Below are 18,608 nucleotides of genomic sequence, written 5' to 3'. Positions count from 1 at the left end.
CACCTCCCGCAAAAACTTGACTCACTCTAAGACTTTTGGTATCCTTTAATAATTCAACAATTTTTGATATAATATTTCCCATGGGAAGACCTCTTTCTGAATGTATTCGCCTGGAAGCGTACATTTATATGTTAGAGTGTCTTCCTATTTTTTTCAGCTCATTAGCCCCCGAGTAAAATTTTACACATACGGGACTAGAAGCGATCTATCAGGGTTACAAAGTGATGTTTATTTCAATGGGAGAACTCGTACATATTTTAAAAACAGAGGAAATCTCCCGTAAATCCCAAACAAGACTAAAAAGAATACGAAATGCCAATCTGGTCATCATTGGCGATTTAATGTTCATGGCAATGGATCAGCAAGAGGCCAATCTCTCTTTTCACTTAATCAATGATTTATATAACAAGTCATCAATCATACTGACATTCAATAAAGCTCCTAAAGAATGGGGTGAATTATTGGGCGACCCAGCCATTACTACCGCTATTTTGGATAGAATTATCCACAGATCCGGGGTCATTCATTTGAATGGCGATAATTATCGGATGAAACATAGGACCTCTATTTTTGCCTGATCTGTAAAAAATAAATTTTCGAAAACTGTAGCATTATACTTGACGCTTACAGATTCAAATAACAAATAAGCTGTTACGGAGGGAGTTAAAGGATTATGGCTACTCGAGGAAAAAGTATAAATCTGTTTTTGATGGATGGCACACCAAACGGGAGAATAAAATGTACTTTGGCTAATTGGACTGGCGTTGCTTACAAGATACCTCGCACTGAACTAGATAAATGCAAGGGACGCGAAGATTTATCCCAGAGTGGCGTTTACTTTTTATTTGGCACTTCAGATCAAACAGACGACAATATGGTATATATTGGGCAAGCCGGTGTACGGAAAAACGGAGAGGGTCTTCTCTGTCGGCTAATAGAGCACAAACGAAATCCAGATAAGGATTATTGGACAGAGGCTGTTGTATTTACTACATCCAATAATTCATTTGGCCCTACAGAGATAAGTTATCTTGAGAACCGTTTTTGTGGACTTGCAGTAGAGGCAAACCGGTATGTGGTTAAAAACGGAAACGACCCTACTCCCGGAAATATAACCGAGGAAAAAGAAAGTGAGCTCGAAGAATTCATTGATTACGCTAAAATAATAATGGGTGCTCTTGGGCATAAATTATTCGAACCACTGACAGATAAACCTAAACCAGCTAACACAGTAGAATCTGCTGAAGAAGAATTACTTCTCTTTATGAAGCGAAAAAGCCGTAAGAGTGGACAAATAATTGAGGCAAGCTGTAAGCAAACGAATGAAGGCTTTGTCGTCTTACAAGGTAGTCGTATAGAAACTATAGATTCTGATAGCATTCCACCTGGAATTAAAGAACGCAGACAAAAAGCCAAAATAGATGAAAATGGAATACTTCAAGAAAATACCTTATTCCGAAGTCCATCATATGCTGCTGCTTTTGTCATTGGAGGTCACGCTAATGGACTGACAGAATGGAAAACAAAAGATGGGGTATCTTTGAAAGAGATAGAAAACAGTGAAGACAATTGAACTTAAGTTTACATCTATCCTGTCTCCTCAGCCCCTATAAAAATAGGCGTTATCTAATCTGTCAACTCAACCCTATCACTTTCAGGGCAGTTGATATGTTACCGCAAACAATAAAATAAGGGTTTCCCGACATTGTTACCTCTGGCAAAGAAGCCGAGAGAAAAGTTCAATGTCTGGAAATCCTTGTTTTATAAACATTTTCAGCCCTTCTATTTATCCACCCTTGACATCAAGACAACACACTCCACGTGTATCGAGTGTTGACGGTAGTTATGTTATAAAAATATAAATGAGGTGCAGTGGTGTTTCTTTGTTATTTAAATAGAATAGAAAGATATTCTTCAACAAAAAGCTGCTTTTAGCTATTAGTAAATTGTAATGGGTAACTAAAATTAAAAGAATTAAACGGCAATTAATTTTATTTACTTTCATATATAGAATTTCAAAAACATAAAACTTATCTTCTGTGTTGGATCTAAATTCGAAAAATGTGGTCGGATATGCTTTTTAGATAATTATATAATTTTGATTTTAAGAGCATTAGACGATGCATATGAAACCCCAAAATGTATCATAAAAATAATTTCCATAAGATAAAGCGAAGTATTAATTTTCATCTTTCGTTGCCGCTACTCCAATATATGAAGTATTAATTTCCTTTTTACCGTATATAATCTGTTCAATTATTCCTCTCCACTCTGGATTAATATCTTCCCATTTCTTCCCCCAGTTGGAATTTATAAAATGGTAAGCTTTATATGGTTTATCGGAACTTGAAGATTTATACCCTAACAGGTCTTCCATACACTCTTTAATAGGAAAAACTCGATTTGGATCTCCTACCGCATCTAAAATTGACTTGTTAAAATTAAAGGCTTTTTCTATACCACCATCTCTATCATGTATAACATTTGGATAAATACCTAAAGCGTTAAAATATTTCACTAATGGAATAATTGCAGCCTTTCCTCTTGCCTTTACAACTTCCCAATTATATGAGAAATCCTTATACATGTCTTCAGGCATCCTTGCAACTGTTTCTCTTATTACAACTTCTTCTGTATCGCCTTCTACTATCAAAACTTTTTTTGTAAAGATTTCAAAAAATAACTCTGAGCTTTCGCTCCAAGTTCATGATGAGAAATTGGAGAGCTACAACTGTTTCACTTGTCTCCTGAAGTCGTGCTCGAATAAGGTCCAGCCCGTATTTGCGCTTGCCTTCACCAAATTTGCCTTCAACGGCATTACGTTCAGAGGTATCCTGATTCGCCAATCGTTCCAAGGAATGGTCTTCTGTCTTGGATGGGCAGCCAAGCCGTGGCCCACTTTAGATGCCGAGAGATTTGCAGTAAGCCAGATTTTCACGATTCCGGTAAATTTTGTCCGCCAGAATTGCTTCTGGGTAGAAACCAAACCGGTTGTAGTAATTTTCAACAGATTCCTTGAGAGTGATGCCTTCATTGTAGTTTTCCCAATCGAGCCTTTCAATCAGGGCATAGCCATCGACAACACTGATGGCGACTTTTGAACCGAACTCCACGTTCGCTTTTGCCTTGCCCCTTACAATTGGGCGGACATGCGGTTGGGAAATGCTCACAATCCGGTGGTCAATCCGTCGAGATTTCTTTTTGTACATTTCTGCCTGCTGGCGGTAAAGCTCATGAATGACAAGAAGTTGCCGGTACTCATTTTTGTTCAAAAGGGACAAGGAACTTTGGGCAACAAGCTTTTCAATGATCTCAAGATCACGTTTCACGTATCGAAGCTGTTTGCCGACGGCTTTCCGGATTTTCCGGGCACCAGCTTTGCGTTGTTTGGCGACAGAAAGATAGGCCTTGCGGGCCCTTTTTCTGTAGGTCCGTGGCTTTTGTTGCTTTCCTTTGTGGGGCTCATGCAGCACATCAATGATATGTTCCAGTTTCTCACGAGCTTCGTTCAACAGCCCAAGGTCCGTGGGATAAGCAATATCGGCCGGTGCACAGGTTGCGTCCAGGATTAGCTTTCCTTTGTTCTTCGTTTCAGCAGAAGCCGATTCACTCGGGCTCTCTTTCGAAGCTGGACAGGAAGGATGATGATCGTCACCGTCATGATCGTCATCATCATGATTATCATCATCGTTGTCATCTTCTTCAGATGTCTCTTCCGACTGGCGTTTCTGTTCTCCCAGAACAATCCACTCATTGAGTTCATTGATGATATTTGCGCCCAGACGTTTCCTGAAACGAGGCATCAAAGAATGGTCGAATGGCGCTTTTTCCTGAAATTCCGGCAACCCGATAAAATACTGCAAATACGGGTTTTCTGTGATCTGTTCGACAGTTTCACGGTCAGTCAGCCCAAGCCGTTCTTTGATGTAGAGAGCTCCAAGAGCGATTCTTACGGAGTAAGCTCGTTCGCCTTTTAATTTATTCTTAAAGGACTTGGCGTACTTTTCTTCAGCTTTCCACCAAGGAATAACTTCAGCCAGGCGAACCCAGCGATTTTCTTTATTTAATTTTCCGCCGAATGGTAGAAAAAAATCTTCTACGAAAGTTAACTGATATTCCGTTTTTTTGTACATTGAAATGGCCGCCAAGTGCAAGGTTTTTCACGTATCTTCCATAAAATCCTTACACTTTATATTCGACAAAAGTGGCTAAAACCAATGACAAAACCATGAAACTTTTTTCCTTTGACAAAAAAATACACGAAGCGAATTTCCCCGTGTTGAAAGTTACCACCCCCGGCTTGCTCCCCCACCGCCGGAAGAACCGCCGCCGCCTTTGCTGCCTCCCCCTCTCCCCCCGCCGCCATGAAAGAACATCGAGAGGATATTGAGCAGAAAATAAGTCAAAGTGCCGCCGAAAAACTTGAAATCGATCAAAATCAGAACAAGCACCCCGAGGCCGATTAAAACCTGCTTCCAGAACGAAAGCGGGGAAGCCTGATTGGTAGGCGGCGGTTCATACGCCTGCGGTTTTGATTGAATATTTGCATTGTATTCTTTCGCCGTTTCATTGGCCAGTTTTTTATACGTATTGACAACTGCTGCATCTTCCTTGCCTTCTTTCAGATACGGCATCGCGTACTGGTCGAGAATGCGGCCCACTTTTCCGTCCGGGAGCGCACCTTCCAGGCCGTAGCCGACTTCGATTCTGATTTTTTTGTCTTTCACTGCCAATACGATCAGCACGCCATTGTTCATTTTTTTGTCGCCCAGCCCGTACTGGCGGAAAGCTTGATTGGAAAATGTTTCAATTGTCGTATTCTTCCCGATCGTGTCCACGGTCAGAACAGCGACTTGTGCTTTTGTTTTATCATCCAGCTGCCTGCCAAGCGAGATCAGTTTCTGTTTCTGGCTGTCTGTCAGCACACCGGCAAAATCCTGAACATATATGTCCCCAACCGGCTTGGGTATCTTCGGCGCAGCTTTGGCCGGCGGAACGATTGAGAAAACAGCAAACAGACATGTGAAAAAAACGGCTGTAATAAGCGCGCTTCTTTTCATCACTGACCACTGCTGTTCCCAAAATCAACTTTTGGCGCTTCATTCGCGCTTGTTTCTGCTTTAAAGTATTCTTTTTCATGGAAACCGAACAGATTGGCAATAATTGCGCCGGGCATTCTTTTTACCTTTTTGTTATATGTTGCGACGGCGCTGTTGTAATCCTGGCGCGCAACTGCGAGCCGGTTTTCCGTACCGGCAAGTTCATCCATCAGCTGTGTGTAATTTTGGTTTGCTTTCAAATCCGGATAATTTTCCACGACAACCATCAGCCGGCTCAAAGCAGTGTTCAGCTGGTCGTTTGCCGCCGCTTGGTCAGCTGGGGTTTTTGCACCGGCCAATTGTGCACGTGCTTTCGAAATGTCATCAATAACAGCTTTTTCATGCAAAGCGTAGCCTTTGACTGTGTTTACAAGGTTCGGGATCAAGTCCATCCGCCTTTGCAGCTGGTTTTGAATTTGCGAATAAGATTGGTTTACGTTTTCTTCTGCGTTGACAAAACCGTTATAACTTGAAAAAACACCAATAACGAGAATAACCAGGATCGCGGCCACGACCAGCCATGGCATGGATTTTCTCATACATCTTCCTCCTGTTCTTTGTTCGTACGTTCTGCAGAATTGCAAAAGGATACCTGTAAAAACCGAAAATTTTCAAAAGGATATCCTTCACCCTCCGGTTAAAAAAGCAGGCTGCCGGCTAACAAAGTATCATTCCACTGATTGCTTTTCTTATATTATTACGAAGTGACTGTCCAAAAGTTTCATTTCAGGCCAGGAAATCTCCGAGCATGATACCGAGAAACGCCATCGCAATCCCGATTACATAACTGAGTGCCAGGTACGGGATAAGGATACGCCATTGTTTTTCAGCATGCAACTGAATATTTTCAAGTTTAAAAGTGGAAAAGGTCGTAAAAGCCCCCATGAAGCCGGTGCCAAGCAACAGGCGCCATGAACTGCCGGCGCCAAGGCCGAACAGAAGGCCGAGCAGAAAAGAGCCCGACAGGTTAATAAAAAATGTTGCAGCCGGAAATTTTACCGGATAGATCCGTTTGATCAATTGAGAAAGAGAAAACCGGGAAATTGCCCCAAAAAAAGCGCCGATTGCAATAAAAATGCCATTCATGACCATAGAAACATCACCTCTAATTTTCCTGAGTCTGCACCTGATGCGCTTTCGACCGCGCATGCAGTCTAGCCCCGATCTTAAATCCGGCCCACGACATCATGAGGCCGCCGAATAAACTGCAGAAAATATACAGAACAGCATAAATATAAAGCGACTGCTGGAAAAGCTGCACCGTTTCGACGCTAAAAGTCGAGAATGTTGTAAAAGAACCGACAAAGCCGGTGCCGAGTGCGCTCGCAATATATGGATGAACATTTTTTGATTTAAAAATATGCATCGTCAGCCATCCAAGCAGAAAACAGCCGATCATATTAATGCAAAGCGTCGCAAACGGAAAAATCGTATGGACATGCATCCCGATCCAGATTCCTAAATCATAGCGCGCCAATGCACCAAAGATGCCGGCAATGCCTACTAAAACATATAACATACTATCTCCTCCGAAAATATCTTATCGAAAAAGCGCTGCACGCCGCATCAAAAAACTCCTGCCAATATGAAAAGAAGATCCATATCAGCAGGAGTCATCAGCCCGCAGGCGGTTATGGCGAACTCCATCGCCTTATCGTTTGAACAAAGGATGCTAATATTATAGCTTATTTCTCCAAGAAAAGCAAAAATACGTTAAAGACCCTCCCGCCCGGCAGAAGCGGATGGAAAACAGCTATTTTGTCAGCAGTCTTGCAAGCCCGAATGCGGCAGCAGCGGCCAAACCGCCGATAATGACCGTTTCCAGTCCGCTTTTATACGGATGGGAACCTGTAACACGCCCTTTCACCGCCCCGAAAATAAACAGGACAATAAGCGTAATGATAACGGAGACGAGCAACGCCTGTGATGCATGTGTGACAAAAAAATACGGGGAGAGCGGGATTAGGCCGCCGACGATATAAGATAAAGCAATCGTAAAAGCACTTTTTAAACTGCGCCCTTTTTCGGGTTTATCAAGCCCGAGTTCGAATTTCATCATAAAATCAACCCATTTATCCGGATTTTCTGCCATTTTATCGACGATGGCTTCAATATGTTCCGGTTCGAGATCATATTCCTTGAACACGTCGCGAACTTCATCTTTTTCGCGGTCCGGCACTTCTTCCACTTCACGGTATTCCCTTTTTAATTCATTATAGTAATGCTCGGCATCCGATTTTGCCGCCAAATAGCCTCCGAGGCCCATCGCAATGGACCCTGCCGCAATTTCAGCGGCCCCTGCCGCCAAAACGAGCATCGGCGAATCCACTGCGCCGGACAGGCCTGCTGCAAGCGCAAACGGGACTGTCAATCCGTCCGACATACCGATGACGATATCACGAACCGTATCGGATGCCTGAAAATGTTCTTCCACATGTTCGGTATTCGGCATTCCCATCTCTTCCTTTCAATCTTTTTATGTATAAGCCCATCTCCATTTTAACACTTCACAACGGGAAAAACCGACGGAAAATTTGCCGTGTTGTAAAAGTTTCTTTGCAAACGAAGGAGATACGCATATAATGAGTTTATCAACGATTCGGACATTTATTTGGATCCCGCAACTTTTTCGGCTTTGAAACACAGAAAATTGACAATATGAACAGCGCTATGAAAAGGAGTTAATTGCATGTCCAACAGCCATGAACACCATCACCACCACCATCATCCGGCCCGATACGGCAAAGCCTTTGCTGCCGGCATCGGCCTCAATACCGTTTTTATTATCATTGAAGCAGTTTACGGCTTTTTCTCCGATTCCCTTGCCCTGTTGGCTGACGCGGGCCACAATCTGAGCGATGTGCTAGGCCTGATCATTGCCTGGGCAGCCGTTTTGTTGGGAAAAAAGCTTCCAACAAAAAAGCGCACATATGGCTATAAAAAATCATCAATAATGGCGGCGCTTTTGAATGCCATTATCTTGCTCATTGCAGTCGGGGCGATTTTTCTCGAAGCCGTACAACGCTTTGCCCATCCTCAGCCTGTAGCGGGAAAAACAGTCATGATCGTGGCCGTCATTGGAATTGTGATTAACGCGGCAACCGCACTGCTGTTTATGTCGGGACGTGAACACGACTTAAATATCCGCGGCGCATTCCTGCATATGGCTGCCGATGCACTAGTTTCACTCGGCGTCGTCGTTGCCGGCGCCATTATTCTTATTACCGGCTGGGAATGGCTTGACCCGGTTGTCAGCATTCTCATTGCCGCCGTGATCTTTGCCGGAACTTGGGGGCTTTTGCGCGAAGCCGTCGATTTATCGCTTGATGCTGTTCCTGCCGGCATTGATACTGATGAAATCAAAGCCTATTTGGAAAACATGCCGACCGTTTTAAATGTCCACGATTTGCATATTTGGGGCATGAGTACAACGGAAGCAGTGCTGACCGCCCATATCGTCCGCTCTCAAATTGAGGACAACGATGCACTGCTTGAAAAACTGGAAAAAGAACTGCACAACAAATTCGGGATCGAACACACCACGATACAAATTGAAAAAGGCACGTATGCTTGCGGCCTGGCGCCGGATCATAAAGTTTGAGCTGTTAGGGGCTGTTACACTGCAGCCCTTATTTTTTTATGTTTCTAAAGCCGTTTTTGTAATAGAGAAACGGATGAACTGCCTTTATGAAGGACAGTTTGGGCTTTTTTTCTCCTAAATGTCTCTCAGCGCTGCCTTGAAAGACAATTCGCATCCACTTTTATCCAGAAATGCCTTACAAAAGAACATATTTTTGTCCCATACAGCTCTCACCGATGTTAAAAAAGGATTCCGCAAAAATCTTCCTAAAAATTTTTCGACAAATTTCTACTATTCTCTTTTGCTGTGGATAAGATTATACACAGTCCACACAATGGCATGTATAGCTTTTCCTGTATTATAAACAATTTGCCCACAAGTTATAAACATACTTTTGTGGATAAAAGAACGCTTGTTCCATAGGATTGAATTTGGTAAAGTAAGGGTACAAACTCTATATCTAAAAGGATATGCCGGTTGGTAAAAAAATAGAACGTTGATTTTCGGAGGTGGAGCTGATGTTAAAATTGTCAGATGAGCTTTTGATCGAATCATACTATAAAGCAAAGGAACTGAAATTAAGCCCCGAGTTTGTCCGTCTCATTGAAAAGGAAATTGAACGCAGGTCCCTTACACATAAAATTAGAGTGTCGTCTTAACAATCGCCCTTTGTTAAAGGGGCAGTTTTTTTTGTGCTAAAATCCCCCCGGGCGAATATGCATGATGTAAAAGGCAGTAGTGGGGAGGATTGCAGATTTGTGCCTTTATCGGTGGTATTCACGTGTCTTAAAAAAATTCAAAATGCAGGCAGCCAACCTGATGACATTGCTGAACGGCTACCTCGGGGGAACGGCATTGTTCAGCTGTGCCGGAAATAGGCTGGGGTTGGCGGCCGTTTTGATCTTTTTGGCTGCACTTTTCGACATGTTTGATGGAAAACTCGCACGTCGGCTGAAGGTGGAATCCGAATTCGGCAAACAGCTTGATTCGCTCTGCGATGCCGTTTCTTTCGGTGCTGCCCCGGCCGTTCTGATGAATGCGGCGCTGTTCCATCTATACGGTTTTTTCGGCGTGCTTTTTAGTTGCATTTATCTCCTATGCGGGGTGATCCGGCTCGCCTGCTTTAACACAGCGGCACAAAACGGTTATTTTTACGGGTTGCCGATTACCGCTGCCGGTGTGCTTTTGGCTGCAGCAGTCTATGCCATTCCTTATATCCCGCCGTACTGCTTTTTCTTCTGGATATTGCTTTTGTCCGTGCTCATGGTCACACCATTTAAAATGAAAAAAATATGAAAAAGGCGCACTGCCCTGATCCTAAGCAGTGTGCCTTTTTCACTGCAGCTTAACCTTCCGTCCCTTTCTTTTTTTCTTTTTCGAGACGGTAAAATTCGTGGAACATTTTCATGAGGGCACGCTTTTCAATCCGGGACACGTAGCTTCTCGAAATGCCGAGTTCCTTTGCGATTTCGCGCTGCGTTTTTTCTTTTTTTAAATCAAGGCCGAATCTGCCAATAATGACTTCTTTTTCCCGGTCATCCAAAATATCAAAAAATTGCTTCACTTTTTCTAATTCCATATTAAGCTGGATGGTGTCAAATACATCTTCCGCTTCCGATTGCAGCACGTCAATCAAAGAAATTTCATTGCCTTCTTTATCCTGGCCGATCGGGTCGTGCAAGGAAACGTCTTTTTTTGTTTTCTTTAAGGCCCTTAAATGCATCAGGATTTCATTTTCTATACAGCGAGCCGCATAGGTAGCAAGCTTCGTTCCCTTGCTCTCCGAATAGCTCTCGATCGCTTTAATCAGGCCGATGGTCCCGATGGAAATGAGATCTTCGGCATCTTCCCCGGTGTTCTCGAACTTTTTTACGATATGGGCCACCAACCGTAAGTTATGTTCGATCAAAATGTTTCGGGCTTCTGCGTCTCCCTCTGCCATCAATTTTAAATATTTCCGTTCTTCAACGGCCGAGAGGGGCTGCGGAAAAGCATTGTTTTTAACGTACGATACGAAAAAAACTAGCTCCTTCATCAAGTAACCTACCGCTGTTAAGATACCCGTCATAGTTCCACCTCCATTAGGCTACAGCCTATATAGTTCAAACATATGAATTTGGAAGCGGATTTGTGTCTGTCCGGGTGAAAAGGCGGCAAGGTTAATATTGTTCACCATGGTTCCCGGCTTCCGGTAAACGGCACTAAAAAAGCCGCTTAACGACCAAATCACCGTCAAGCGGCTTACAAATATGATTTAGTTATGCACTGCCTGGTCTGTTTTAGCTTCCCGAATAAGGTAATCAAACGCGCCGAGGGCAGCCGTAGCGCCTGACCCCATAGAAATGATAATTTGCTTATACGCACTGTTCGTGCAGTCGCCTGCAGCAAATACGCCCGGGACACTAGTAGCGCCGAGCTTGTCCACAACAATTTCGCCTCTCGGGGTGCGTTCAACCGTATCCCCCAACCATTCGGTATTCGGGACAAGGCCGATTTGGACGAACACACCTTCCAGCTCAATGTGGTGTTCTTTGCCCGTGCCACGATCAATGTACGTGATGCCATTCACTTTATCCGTCCCGGTAATCTCTTTTGTTTGCGCATTTTTAATTATCGTGACATTCGGCAGGCTGTACAGGCGTTCAAGAAGTACGCCGTCAGCCTTCAGCTCCGGCATAAATTCAATCACCGTGACATGTTTGACAACACCGGCAAGGTCAATAGCCGCTTCAACACCGGAGTTACCTCCGCCGATGACAGCGACATGTTTTCCGGCGAATAACGGACCGTCACAGTGCGGGCAGTAGGCCACGCCTTTGTTCTTGAACTCTGCTTCACCCGGTACGCCTATGTTGCGCCAGCGGGCACCCAAAGCAAGAATAACGGTTTTGCTCTTCAGAACAGCACCGTTTTCAAGTTCGACTTCGATCATGTCTTTCTTTTCCAAACGTTTGGCGTGTTGCAAATTCATGATATCCACGTCATACTGTTTGACATGTTCTTCAAGGTTTGCTGCAAGTTTAGGGCCTTCCGTATATTTGACACCGATATAATTTTCGATGCCCAATGTTTCCAGAATCTGTCCGCCAAAACGTTCAGCGACAATGCCAGTACGGATGCCCTTACGCGCAGCATAAATAGCCGCACTTGCCCCTGCAGGCCCGCCGCCGACAACAAGCACATCGAAAGGATCCTTATTTTCAAACTCGGACTTATCCGGAGCGCTGCCGATCTTGGCAAGGATTTCTTCCACTTCCATGCGCCCGCTTTCGAAAAATTCACCGTTCAGGAAAATGGACGGAACTGCCATAATGCCCTTGCTTTCTGCCTCTTCTTTGAATGCAGCGCCATCAATCATTGTATGTGTAATGTTCGGGTTCAGAACGCTCATGACGTTTAGCGCCTGTACAACAACAGGGCAGTTTTGGCATGTCAAGCTGACATACGTTTCAAAATGGTATTCACCTTTAATATTTTTAATTTGATCAATGACCCTCTGATCCAATTTTGGAGGACGGCCGCTGACCTGCAGCAGCGCCAGTACCAATGAAGTAAACTCATGCCCCAATGGAACGCCGGCAAAAGTGATGCCGGTATCTTCGCCCGGACGGTTTACACTGAAGCTCGGCGTCCTTTCCAATCGGGCTTTTTGCACCTTGATCCTGGGCGACATTGCAGCCAATTCATTCACCAGATCCAGCATGTTGCGGGATGCTTCATCGGAGCCGGCGCTCACTTTGAGCAGGACATCGCCCTCCATCATTTGCAGGTACTGGGCTAATTGTGCTTTAATTTCTTCATCTAATATCATATGATCAAGCTCCTCAAATCTTGCCAACAAGATCAAGGCTTGGTTTCAGTGTTTCAGCACCTTCCTGCCATTTTGCCGGGCAAACTTCGCCAGGATGTTGACGGACATATTGTGCCGCTTTCACTTTATTGATCCATGTGCTGGCATCGCGGCCGATACCGTCAGCATTAATTTCAACCGCTTGAACAACGCCGTCCGGATCGATGAGGAAAGTACCGCGGTCGGCAAGGCCGGCTTCTTCATTTAATATATCGAAAATGCGGCAAATTTTTTGCGAAGGGTCGCCGATCATAAAGTATTCAATTTTACCGACTGCTTCTGAATGGTCATGCCATGCTTTGTGTACATAATGAGTATCTGTTGAAACAGAATATACTTCAACACCAAGGTCTTTCAGAGCCGGATATTGTTCTTGGAGGTCTTCAAGTTCGGTTGGGCAAACAAATGAGAAGTCTGCAGGATAGAAGCATACGATGCTCCATTTACCTTTAAAGTTTTGTTCGGTAACTTCTACAAACTCACCGTTATGAAATGCTTGTGCTGTGAATGGTTCAACTTGTTTTCCGATAAGAGACATGTTTCATTCCTCCTATTAATGTTTTGATATATGATTTGCTTGCTTAGTATTCACATAAAAGTTTCTAAGCAAACAATAATCATTTTAATTCTATATAAATTATTATATGGAATTAATTTTTTGTCAAGCAATAACACCCGGTTTTCTCTTGAGCAATTTTATCGTTTCCGGAATCCGGCTGAAATAGTCATAAACCAACGATTTTTATATTTGTAATATTGCATTTTGGGCATTTTTGCTGACGTCTACTCTGTTGAATTGAAAAATAAGCCTGGTAATTGAAATTCTGGAAAAATGACCGCTTGTCTATCATTCTCCAATTGAAAATATTTTTCAATTGATAAACCATCATGTATTTGCTTTTTCCGCAATCATTGCAACTATCGGGATCCTTCCCTATAAAAAAGAGGCCCGGTAATTTCCCCAAATCCTTCAAGGCTGCTGCAATTTGCTTACAACTTTTTTGATGAATCCATCCGCTGAAAAACTTTCTGCATCAATGATTGGACAGGGTTCAGACGCATTTTCTATTCCCACTACATTGTCGTTTCCGCCGGTTCCGACATAACAGTCACACCTTGCGCATTTTCCTCATTCTGAAATGCTTTCTCGTCATAACCTTTTTCGTAGAGCTCATCCATTGCATTTGTTAGAGATTCTTCGACACCGATCAGAGACATTCTTTCCACCACCCTTGAAACGCTCCCTTTTTTTGTATGCTTTAAATACAATACGGCTTTTCCCTGCATATTTAGAAAAAGCTGATGGCCAAGGCCATCAGCTTTTCTTTTTCCGCCAGTGGAAAACGGCGGTGAAGATGAAAATGTGCAAAAACATTCCGCCACCCCCTGCAAATAGATTTAGCTAGGTGGAGTCTTTCTCCATCAAGATAAAGTGCAAGCGTTTTGTATACCAGGGCATGATTGCTGGAATCATAGGATCTTTCTCCTTTCTTGTGGAAGTTTTTCCATCCATTAGAAATTCCTGATTTGAAATTCGGCGCGTTTTGCACTTATTTCCTCGTACAGCCTGAAAACTTCTTCATCATGTTGCCTTTGTTCCCGAGTCTTTTTTATCCGCTTGATCGTGACAGTGACAAATATTAAATTCAACGTCAATTTCCCCACCTCCTTTAAGGCGCAAAAAAACCGCAGGAAGAAACGCGCCTGCGGTTTTCCGAAAAAAGCAAAAAGCCGCAGGAATCGTCAACATTGCTTCCTGCGGTTACGCGGCCGAGATTCAAATCATGTGCAAACCTAAACCGTTAAGGAGCGAATGTTGAACATGTTCAGCTGTAAAATAAGACATCAGCACTGGATAAATCATGTTCTACAACCTCCTTAAGAAATGAATTTGCTTACATAGGAAAGTATATCCAATTCCTGCCGGTTTGTAAACCGTATATTTGCAATAAAATAAAAAAGGCTGAAACCCTTGTATACAGGACGGCAATGTGCGATTTTTCACTTATAATGAGGGTAAATAGAAGAAAACTAGGAGGGGATGTACGGTGAAAAAGTTGCTCTTGTACACAGTGTACGTACCGACAATATCCGTCCAAATACAAAGGCACGGCCTTCTCCAACTTATTTGCGGTTGTATTTCCGATGGAGTAGTTGCATGCCTTCTTCGCTTTTCATCAGGCGCTGGTAATACATGCGCGAGATGGTGAAAAACAATGCAGAGATGGCAACGAGAGCGGCGGATGCGACCAATAAAATTTTTGTCCCGAGTTCGGATTTCCCTTCGATCGGCATCACGGCGCCCAAATATAAAAAGCCTGTCACAGCAAGCAGAATAATCCCAAACAACTTAAAATCCACCATTTTTCCGTACAAGGCCTTCGCTTTCTCCACTCGTCTTCATCCTTTCTATTAATCTGCTATACCTACTTTATCACAGATTAAACTTAAAAAAGACAAGTAATTGAAGGAAGGGAAGAAAAAACATGGATAATTACAGTTTCTCCACAATGCCCATGACAAGGTTTGCCGAGTTCACAGCCGCGGTTTCAAGATATTCTTCAAAAGAAATATTGGACTCCTGTCCGGCAATATCAGAAAGTGAACGGATGATAACAAAAGGCGTATTAAATTGATAGGCAACCTGCCCGACCGCAACGGCTTCCATCTCAACCGCCTGCACGTCTGGAAAAGCTTTTTTGACAGCTGCGACTTTTTCCGGGTCATCCATAAACGAATCGCCTGTTGCGATTAGCCCTGTTACGACTTGAATGCCGGAAAGTTTCTCCGCACACGCTTCCGCAACCTTTACCAAATTCCTGTCTGCCAAAAATGCAGGCGGCATTTGCGGCACCTGCCCGTATTCATACCCGAAAACGGTCGCATCCACATCATGGTGGCGCACTTCCGTCGAAATGACGACATCTCCGACACGCAGGGAAGGGTTGGAACCGCCCGCAGAGCCCGTGTTAATCACCACATCCGGCGCATACTTTTGCAGCAGGATGCCGGTGGACAGCGCGGCATTCACTTTTCCGATTCCTGAGCGGAGCAGGACGACATCTTTTCCTTTCATTTTCCCTGTTGTATATTCATAGCCGGCGATGGTTTCGGCGTGGCGCCCTTTAATCTGCCCCCTTAAAAGCGCCACTTCTTCTTCCATTGCCCCGATAATCCCAATCTTCATATGCCTACCTCTTTCGCAAAAATTTTCACTTCCCATTATAAAGCAAAAATCGGGATGTTTGTATGTGTAAAATTTTTCTCGGGGATTAAAGTGTGGGAAAAAATAGGGAAACACTTTATCATTGAAATGTACGCTGGTAGGCGAGTACATCTAGAGACAGGCCTTTCCATGGAAAATATTAACAGGGTATACAGCAGAGAGGTTCCAAACAGCTTTTCACAGTCGGAGTTTCCGGTACTCAACCAACTGGATGCATACCATGTCGCACAAGCCTTAGTGAGGACATTCAGGGGCGGAAAAAGTGAAATATAAAAGACCACGATTTAGAGAAGTTCACACTGTATTTAGACACCTATGAAAGCACATTGGTGGATGAGAAGCATCTCAAAAAAGTCAAGGAGTTCCGTACTTATATCCCAAAGAACTGGGACCGCATTTTTGACTGGAGAGAGAAAGTGGAAAATGTGCCGGTCGGTGCCAGAGGGCTGGGGGCGATAGAATCCAACCAAAGGCACATCTCATTCCGGATGAAAAAACGGGGGATGCATTGGAGCAAAGTAGGCGGAGAAGCCATGGTAAAAATTAAACAAGGAATGCTCAACCGGACATTAAGAAATGCTTATCTGAAACACCAAACAAGAAAGCAGCGTGAAATGAAACAAACTGTAAGATACGCCCAACTATTAAAACAGCCAACACGCCCATCAATCGGGGCAAAACAGGGATCTATAAGCCTGTATATGAGCATTCAATCAACAATAGGGAATTTAAGCAAAATTTTTAGGTTGTCATATCTTCACCTGGATAAGGGGCAGTCCTAACATCCTATAAAAAGCTGAGGATATATAATGATCGCTAATTTCTGAGACTCCTGCGGGAAAAGCGAGCAAGAAGAGACCCAGTGTGCTTGAGGGACGAGCAAGGAGGCTCGCGACGCTTGCGGAAAGCGAGTAAATTTCGCGATCATCAAAAAGGGGTACCCCATATGCCCGGTTTAAAGGCTTTTTGGATTGCCCTTATCCAGGGAAACAAGCAAAGTGCGGTAGCCAAAAGCGTACAAAAAGTGTTCACCGGAGGAACAGCCTACGGGTTAGAAGGTCGGGCAAAAACCTGAGGACGCAGACTTTTTAAGTAGTCAAAGCTACAGAGTGTTCTCAACGTTAAACCAAATGATCCTAAGACCATTATCTAGGAACATCACGAAACGCCCAAGTCCCAAATTGATGTTTTCGGGGCTCGCCCCGAAAACATCAAAGATTCACTTGTCAAAGAACAATCATTCAATTGGAAATTGACTCATTTAATAGGATCGAAACTTATTATACGAGTGTGTCTGGAAATTACTGATTTTTAAACGATGTCGAGAAAAGCTTGACACATAGGGATGTTAATACGGGTTGCTAAAAAATTTCGTTCTGGTACGATGGATTTGGTGAAAGGAGTGTATTGAATATGGAATTCCAACTTGATATCATTGAGGATAAAATAGAATTTTTCGAATCGGACAGCCTCCGGGACCTGGAGAAAAAAGTAAATGAAAAAATCGAAGCCAATAAAGCTTTGATGCTGCGCGTATCATCCGCCTCGCACCAAATGCAGTTCGATGCGAACGGCAGGCCCCATTATTCGGCCGTTGTCCATTTTGCGCTGAAAAAATAAGCGGTGACAGATCCCGCTTATTTTTTATCATTCTCAATCAGTTCATATATTTTTACCGGTTTCCAGCCTTTGCCGTCCACCCATGTTAAATAAACGCGGTAGGTAGTCGGGCTGTTTTTCGCGGAAACAGTCCCGATCGCTTCATCCGTTGTCGCCCCGTGTTCCAAAAACCAGACCGTCATATTATCTTCCGGAATACCGGTTGCGTAAGACAATGCCTTTAATTTTTCTTTCCAATCAATCGAAGACGAGCTGCTTGAATAAACATGCCCGCCCGTTTGTTCCGTCCCGACCGGTTTCCAGCTTGAATCGGTAATGACTTCTTTTACATTCGGTTCACTGCTTTTTACCACTTTCCGGGTTGACTGTTTTTTATCTGATTTTTCCGCTGTTTTTTTCTTGGAAGAATCAGTTGATGATGTTTGTTTATGAGCCGAAGCAGCATTCGTTGTGGCCGCCTTTTTTTGATCGTTTGCCGGTTTGCTGTTGTCGCTCCCGGCGAAAAAAATGGAGTAGGCGACAATACAAATCAGCGCGATCACGATCACAATTAATGTGTTTAAAATCATATTGGTTTTGCGCCGCTTTGACTTTTGCATGGCAAGTTTCCGTTCTTCACGGCTGTAATATTCAGGCAAAGTCATCCCTCCATTTCATGACCTTATCATACCATGTCTTTTTGGAATCGAAAAGATTCACCTATTGAAAAACGGCGAAGCAATGCCCCGCCGCATAAAAATCCTTTATTTAATGGAAATGATTTTTACTCTCATATCCCCGCCGGGCGTCTGGACGGTGACTTCTTCCCCGACGCTTTTCCCGATTAAGCTTTTCGCAATTGGGGAATCATTTGAAATTTTTCCTTCAAACGGGTCGGCTTCCGCGCTCCCGACAATCGTATACGTTTCCTCTTCCCCGTCCGGCAGTTCCACAAATGTGACAGATTTTCCGAGAGATACGGTGTCTGTGCCGTCATCTTCAATAATTTTTGCGTTGCGGATCATATTTTCGATCGTCGTGATACGGCCTTCCACAAAAGCCTGTTCTTCTTTTGCGGAATCGTACTCAGAGTTTTCAGAAAGGTCTCCGAAACTTCTTGCAATTTTAATCCGCTCCACGACTTCTTTCCGTTTTACCGTTTTCAAATATTCCAATTCCTGCTCTAATTTTTCTTTCCCAGCCTGTGTCATTGGATAAACTTTTTCCTGAGCCAAATCCCTTCACTCCTATATG

22 protein-coding genes, 3 pseudogenes and 1 riboswitch are annotated in these 18,608 nt (G+C 43.7%); of the genes and pseudogenes, 7 read left to right on the top strand and 18 right to left on the bottom strand.

Translation table 11 applies throughout. The features are described 5' to 3' along the window. Positions 1-191: 191 nt before the first annotated feature. Both BpJC4_RS03785 and BpJC4_RS03780 read left to right on the top strand, forming a co-directional pair. A pseudogene (locus BpJC4_RS03785) lies at positions 192-578 on the top strand (ATP-binding protein); the annotation flags it as partial. Between the two features lie 95 nt (positions 579-673). Continuing rightward, entirely contained in the window at positions 674-1,573 is a 900-nt protein-coding gene (locus BpJC4_RS03780; protein ID WP_151681986.1) for a GIY-YIG nuclease family protein, read from the top strand. A gap of 606 nt (positions 1,574-2,179) precedes the next feature. Here BpJC4_RS03780 and BpJC4_RS03775 read toward each other — a convergent pair. The 7 genes and pseudogenes from BpJC4_RS03775 to BpJC4_RS03745 all read right to left on the bottom strand — a co-directional run bounded on the left by BpJC4_RS03775 (position 2,180) and on the right by BpJC4_RS03745 (position 7,551). Beyond that, positions 2,180-2,671 carry a TOPRIM nucleotidyl transferase/hydrolase domain-containing protein gene (locus BpJC4_RS03775; RefSeq protein ID WP_308689630.1) on the bottom strand — a complete coding sequence of 164 codons (492 nt, stop codon included), beginning with the start codon at positions 2,669-2,671 and terminating at the stop codon, positions 2,180-2,182. Position 2,672: 1 nt separating this feature from the next. Then, positions 2,673-4,133: pseudogene (locus tag BpJC4_RS03770) on the bottom strand (IS5 family transposase). Between the two features lie 153 nt (positions 4,134-4,286). Next, positions 4,287-5,060 (bottom strand): TPM domain-containing protein, encoded by a 774-nt coding sequence (locus tag BpJC4_RS03765; RefSeq protein WP_151679352.1) that lies wholly within the window; start codon positions 5,058-5,060, stop codon positions 4,287-4,289. Beyond that, the gene (locus BpJC4_RS03760) at positions 5,060-5,638 is read right to left on the bottom strand and encodes a LemA family protein (protein ID WP_151679351.1); all 579 of its coding nucleotides are present in this window, start codon (positions 5,636-5,638) and stop codon (positions 5,060-5,062) included. Before BpJC4_RS03760 ends, BpJC4_RS03765 begins: the two co-directional genes overlap by 1 nt. A 187-nt stretch (positions 5,639-5,825) precedes the next feature. Next, positions 5,826-6,191, bottom strand: coding sequence for a fluoride efflux transporter CrcB (crcB, locus tag BpJC4_RS03755; RefSeq protein WP_151679350.1), 366 nt, complete (start codon positions 6,189-6,191; stop codon positions 5,826-5,828). 13 nt (positions 6,192-6,204) lie between these two features. Then, complete coding sequence (crcB, locus tag BpJC4_RS03750) at positions 6,205-6,618, bottom strand: fluoride efflux transporter CrcB (protein ID WP_151679349.1); 414 nt, start codon at positions 6,616-6,618, stop codon at positions 6,205-6,207. Between the two features lie 81 nt (positions 6,619-6,699). Continuing rightward, positions 6,700-6,759: riboswitch (Fluoride riboswitch) on the bottom strand. A 93-nt stretch (positions 6,760-6,852) separates the two neighbouring features. Then, a complete protein-coding gene (locus tag BpJC4_RS03745; RefSeq protein ID WP_151679348.1) occupies positions 6,853-7,551 on the bottom strand; it encodes a VIT1/CCC1 transporter family protein in 699 nt (232 codons plus the stop codon). Between the two features lie 237 nt (positions 7,552-7,788). Between BpJC4_RS03745 and BpJC4_RS03740 the strand changes: the two genes are divergently transcribed. The 3 genes from BpJC4_RS03740 (at position 7,789) to pssA (ending at position 9,975) form a co-directional block, all read left to right on the top strand. Then, positions 7,789-8,700: a cation diffusion facilitator family transporter gene (locus tag BpJC4_RS03740; protein ID WP_151697546.1), complete on the top strand. Its 912-nt coding sequence runs from the start codon at positions 7,789-7,791 to the stop codon at positions 8,698-8,700. A gap of 497 nt (positions 8,701-9,197) precedes the next feature. Beyond that, positions 9,198-9,338 (top strand): sporulation histidine kinase inhibitor Sda, encoded by a 141-nt coding sequence (locus tag BpJC4_RS03735; RefSeq protein ID WP_151679346.1) that lies wholly within the window; start codon positions 9,198-9,200, stop codon positions 9,336-9,338. Positions 9,339-9,435: 97 nt separating this feature from the next. Then, positions 9,436-9,975 carry a CDP-diacylglycerol--serine O-phosphatidyltransferase gene (gene pssA / locus BpJC4_RS03730; protein ID WP_371862158.1) on the top strand — a complete coding sequence of 180 codons (540 nt, stop codon included), beginning with the start codon at positions 9,436-9,438 and terminating at the stop codon, positions 9,973-9,975. Positions 9,976-10,024: 49 nt separating this feature from the next. Here pssA and sigK read toward each other — a convergent pair whose 3' ends face one another. The 9 genes from sigK to mtnN form a co-directional block, all read right to left on the bottom strand. Continuing rightward, positions 10,025-10,747 carry an RNA polymerase sporulation sigma factor SigK gene (sigK, locus tag BpJC4_RS03725; protein WP_151679345.1) on the bottom strand — a complete coding sequence of 241 codons (723 nt, stop codon included), beginning with the start codon at positions 10,745-10,747 and terminating at the stop codon, positions 10,025-10,027. A 186-nt stretch (positions 10,748-10,933) separates the two neighbouring features. After that, the gene (gene ahpF, locus BpJC4_RS03720; protein ID WP_151679344.1) at positions 10,934-12,490 is read right to left on the bottom strand and encodes an alkyl hydroperoxide reductase subunit F; all 1,557 of its coding nucleotides are present in this window, start codon (positions 12,488-12,490) and stop codon (positions 10,934-10,936) included. Positions 12,491-12,503: 13 nt separating this feature from the next. After that, positions 12,504-13,067: an alkyl hydroperoxide reductase subunit C gene (ahpC, locus tag BpJC4_RS03715; protein ID WP_151679343.1), complete on the bottom strand. Its 564-nt coding sequence runs from the start codon at positions 13,065-13,067 to the stop codon at positions 12,504-12,506. 432 nt (positions 13,068-13,499) lie between these two features. Then, positions 13,500-13,604, bottom strand: a complete 105-nt coding sequence (locus BpJC4_RS17060; protein WP_151705813.1) for a hypothetical protein — start codon at positions 13,602-13,604, stop codon at positions 13,500-13,502. Then, positions 13,604-13,747 (bottom strand): hypothetical protein, encoded by a 144-nt coding sequence (locus BpJC4_RS16030; RefSeq protein ID WP_172967430.1) that lies wholly within the window; start codon positions 13,745-13,747, stop codon positions 13,604-13,606. Before BpJC4_RS16030 ends, BpJC4_RS17060 begins: the two co-directional genes overlap by 1 nt. Before the next feature lie 71 nt (positions 13,748-13,818). Next, positions 13,819-14,079, bottom strand: coding sequence for a hypothetical protein (locus BpJC4_RS16025; RefSeq protein ID WP_172967431.1), 261 nt, complete (start codon positions 14,077-14,079; stop codon positions 13,819-13,821). After that, on the bottom strand, positions 14,042-14,194 hold the full coding sequence (locus tag BpJC4_RS03705) for a YrzI family small protein (RefSeq protein ID WP_253693314.1): 153 nt from the start codon (positions 14,192-14,194) through the stop codon (positions 14,042-14,044). Before BpJC4_RS03705 ends, BpJC4_RS16025 begins: the two co-directional genes overlap by 38 nt. Positions 14,195-14,653: 459 nt before the next feature. Continuing rightward, complete coding sequence (locus tag BpJC4_RS03700; RefSeq protein ID WP_151679340.1) at positions 14,654-14,923, bottom strand: YrhC family protein; 270 nt, start codon at positions 14,921-14,923, stop codon at positions 14,654-14,656. A gap of 100 nt (positions 14,924-15,023) precedes the next feature. Further along, positions 15,024-15,716: a 5'-methylthioadenosine/S-adenosylhomocysteine nucleosidase gene (gene mtnN, locus BpJC4_RS03695; protein WP_151679339.1), complete on the bottom strand. Its 693-nt coding sequence runs from the start codon at positions 15,714-15,716 to the stop codon at positions 15,024-15,026. 184 nt (positions 15,717-15,900) lie between these two features. Here mtnN and BpJC4_RS03690 point away from each other — a divergent pair. Together BpJC4_RS03690 and BpJC4_RS03685 are read left to right on the top strand one after the other, a co-directional pair. Beyond that, positions 15,901-16,537, top strand: a pseudogene (locus BpJC4_RS03690) (UPF0236 family transposase-like protein); the annotation flags it as partial. Positions 16,538-17,168: 631 nt separating this feature from the next. Beyond that, the gene (locus tag BpJC4_RS03685) at positions 17,169-17,375 is read left to right on the top strand and encodes a YrzA family protein (RefSeq protein WP_151679338.1); all 207 of its coding nucleotides are present in this window, start codon (positions 17,169-17,171) and stop codon (positions 17,373-17,375) included. A 17-nt stretch (positions 17,376-17,392) separates the two neighbouring features. Here the strand turns inward: BpJC4_RS03685 and BpJC4_RS03680 are convergent, their stop codons facing one another. Together BpJC4_RS03680 and greA are read right to left on the bottom strand one after the other, a co-directional pair. Next, positions 17,393-18,019: a DUF1510 family protein gene (locus BpJC4_RS03680; RefSeq protein WP_253693311.1), complete on the bottom strand. Its 627-nt coding sequence runs from the start codon at positions 18,017-18,019 to the stop codon at positions 17,393-17,395. 99 nt (positions 18,020-18,118) lie between these two features. Beyond that, the gene (gene greA / locus BpJC4_RS03675; protein ID WP_151679336.1) at positions 18,119-18,589 is read right to left on the bottom strand and encodes a transcription elongation factor GreA; all 471 of its coding nucleotides are present in this window, start codon (positions 18,587-18,589) and stop codon (positions 18,119-18,121) included. Positions 18,590-18,608 lie beyond the last annotated feature (19 nt).

The organism is Weizmannia acidilactici, from assembly GCF_008974185.1.
GTDB classification, from domain to species: Bacteria; Bacillota; Bacilli; order Bacillales; family Bacillaceae_C; genus Weizmannia; species Weizmannia acidilactici.
The sequence above is the reverse complement of the archived record's forward strand: the minus strand, read 5'-3'. Positions and strand labels throughout refer to the sequence as shown.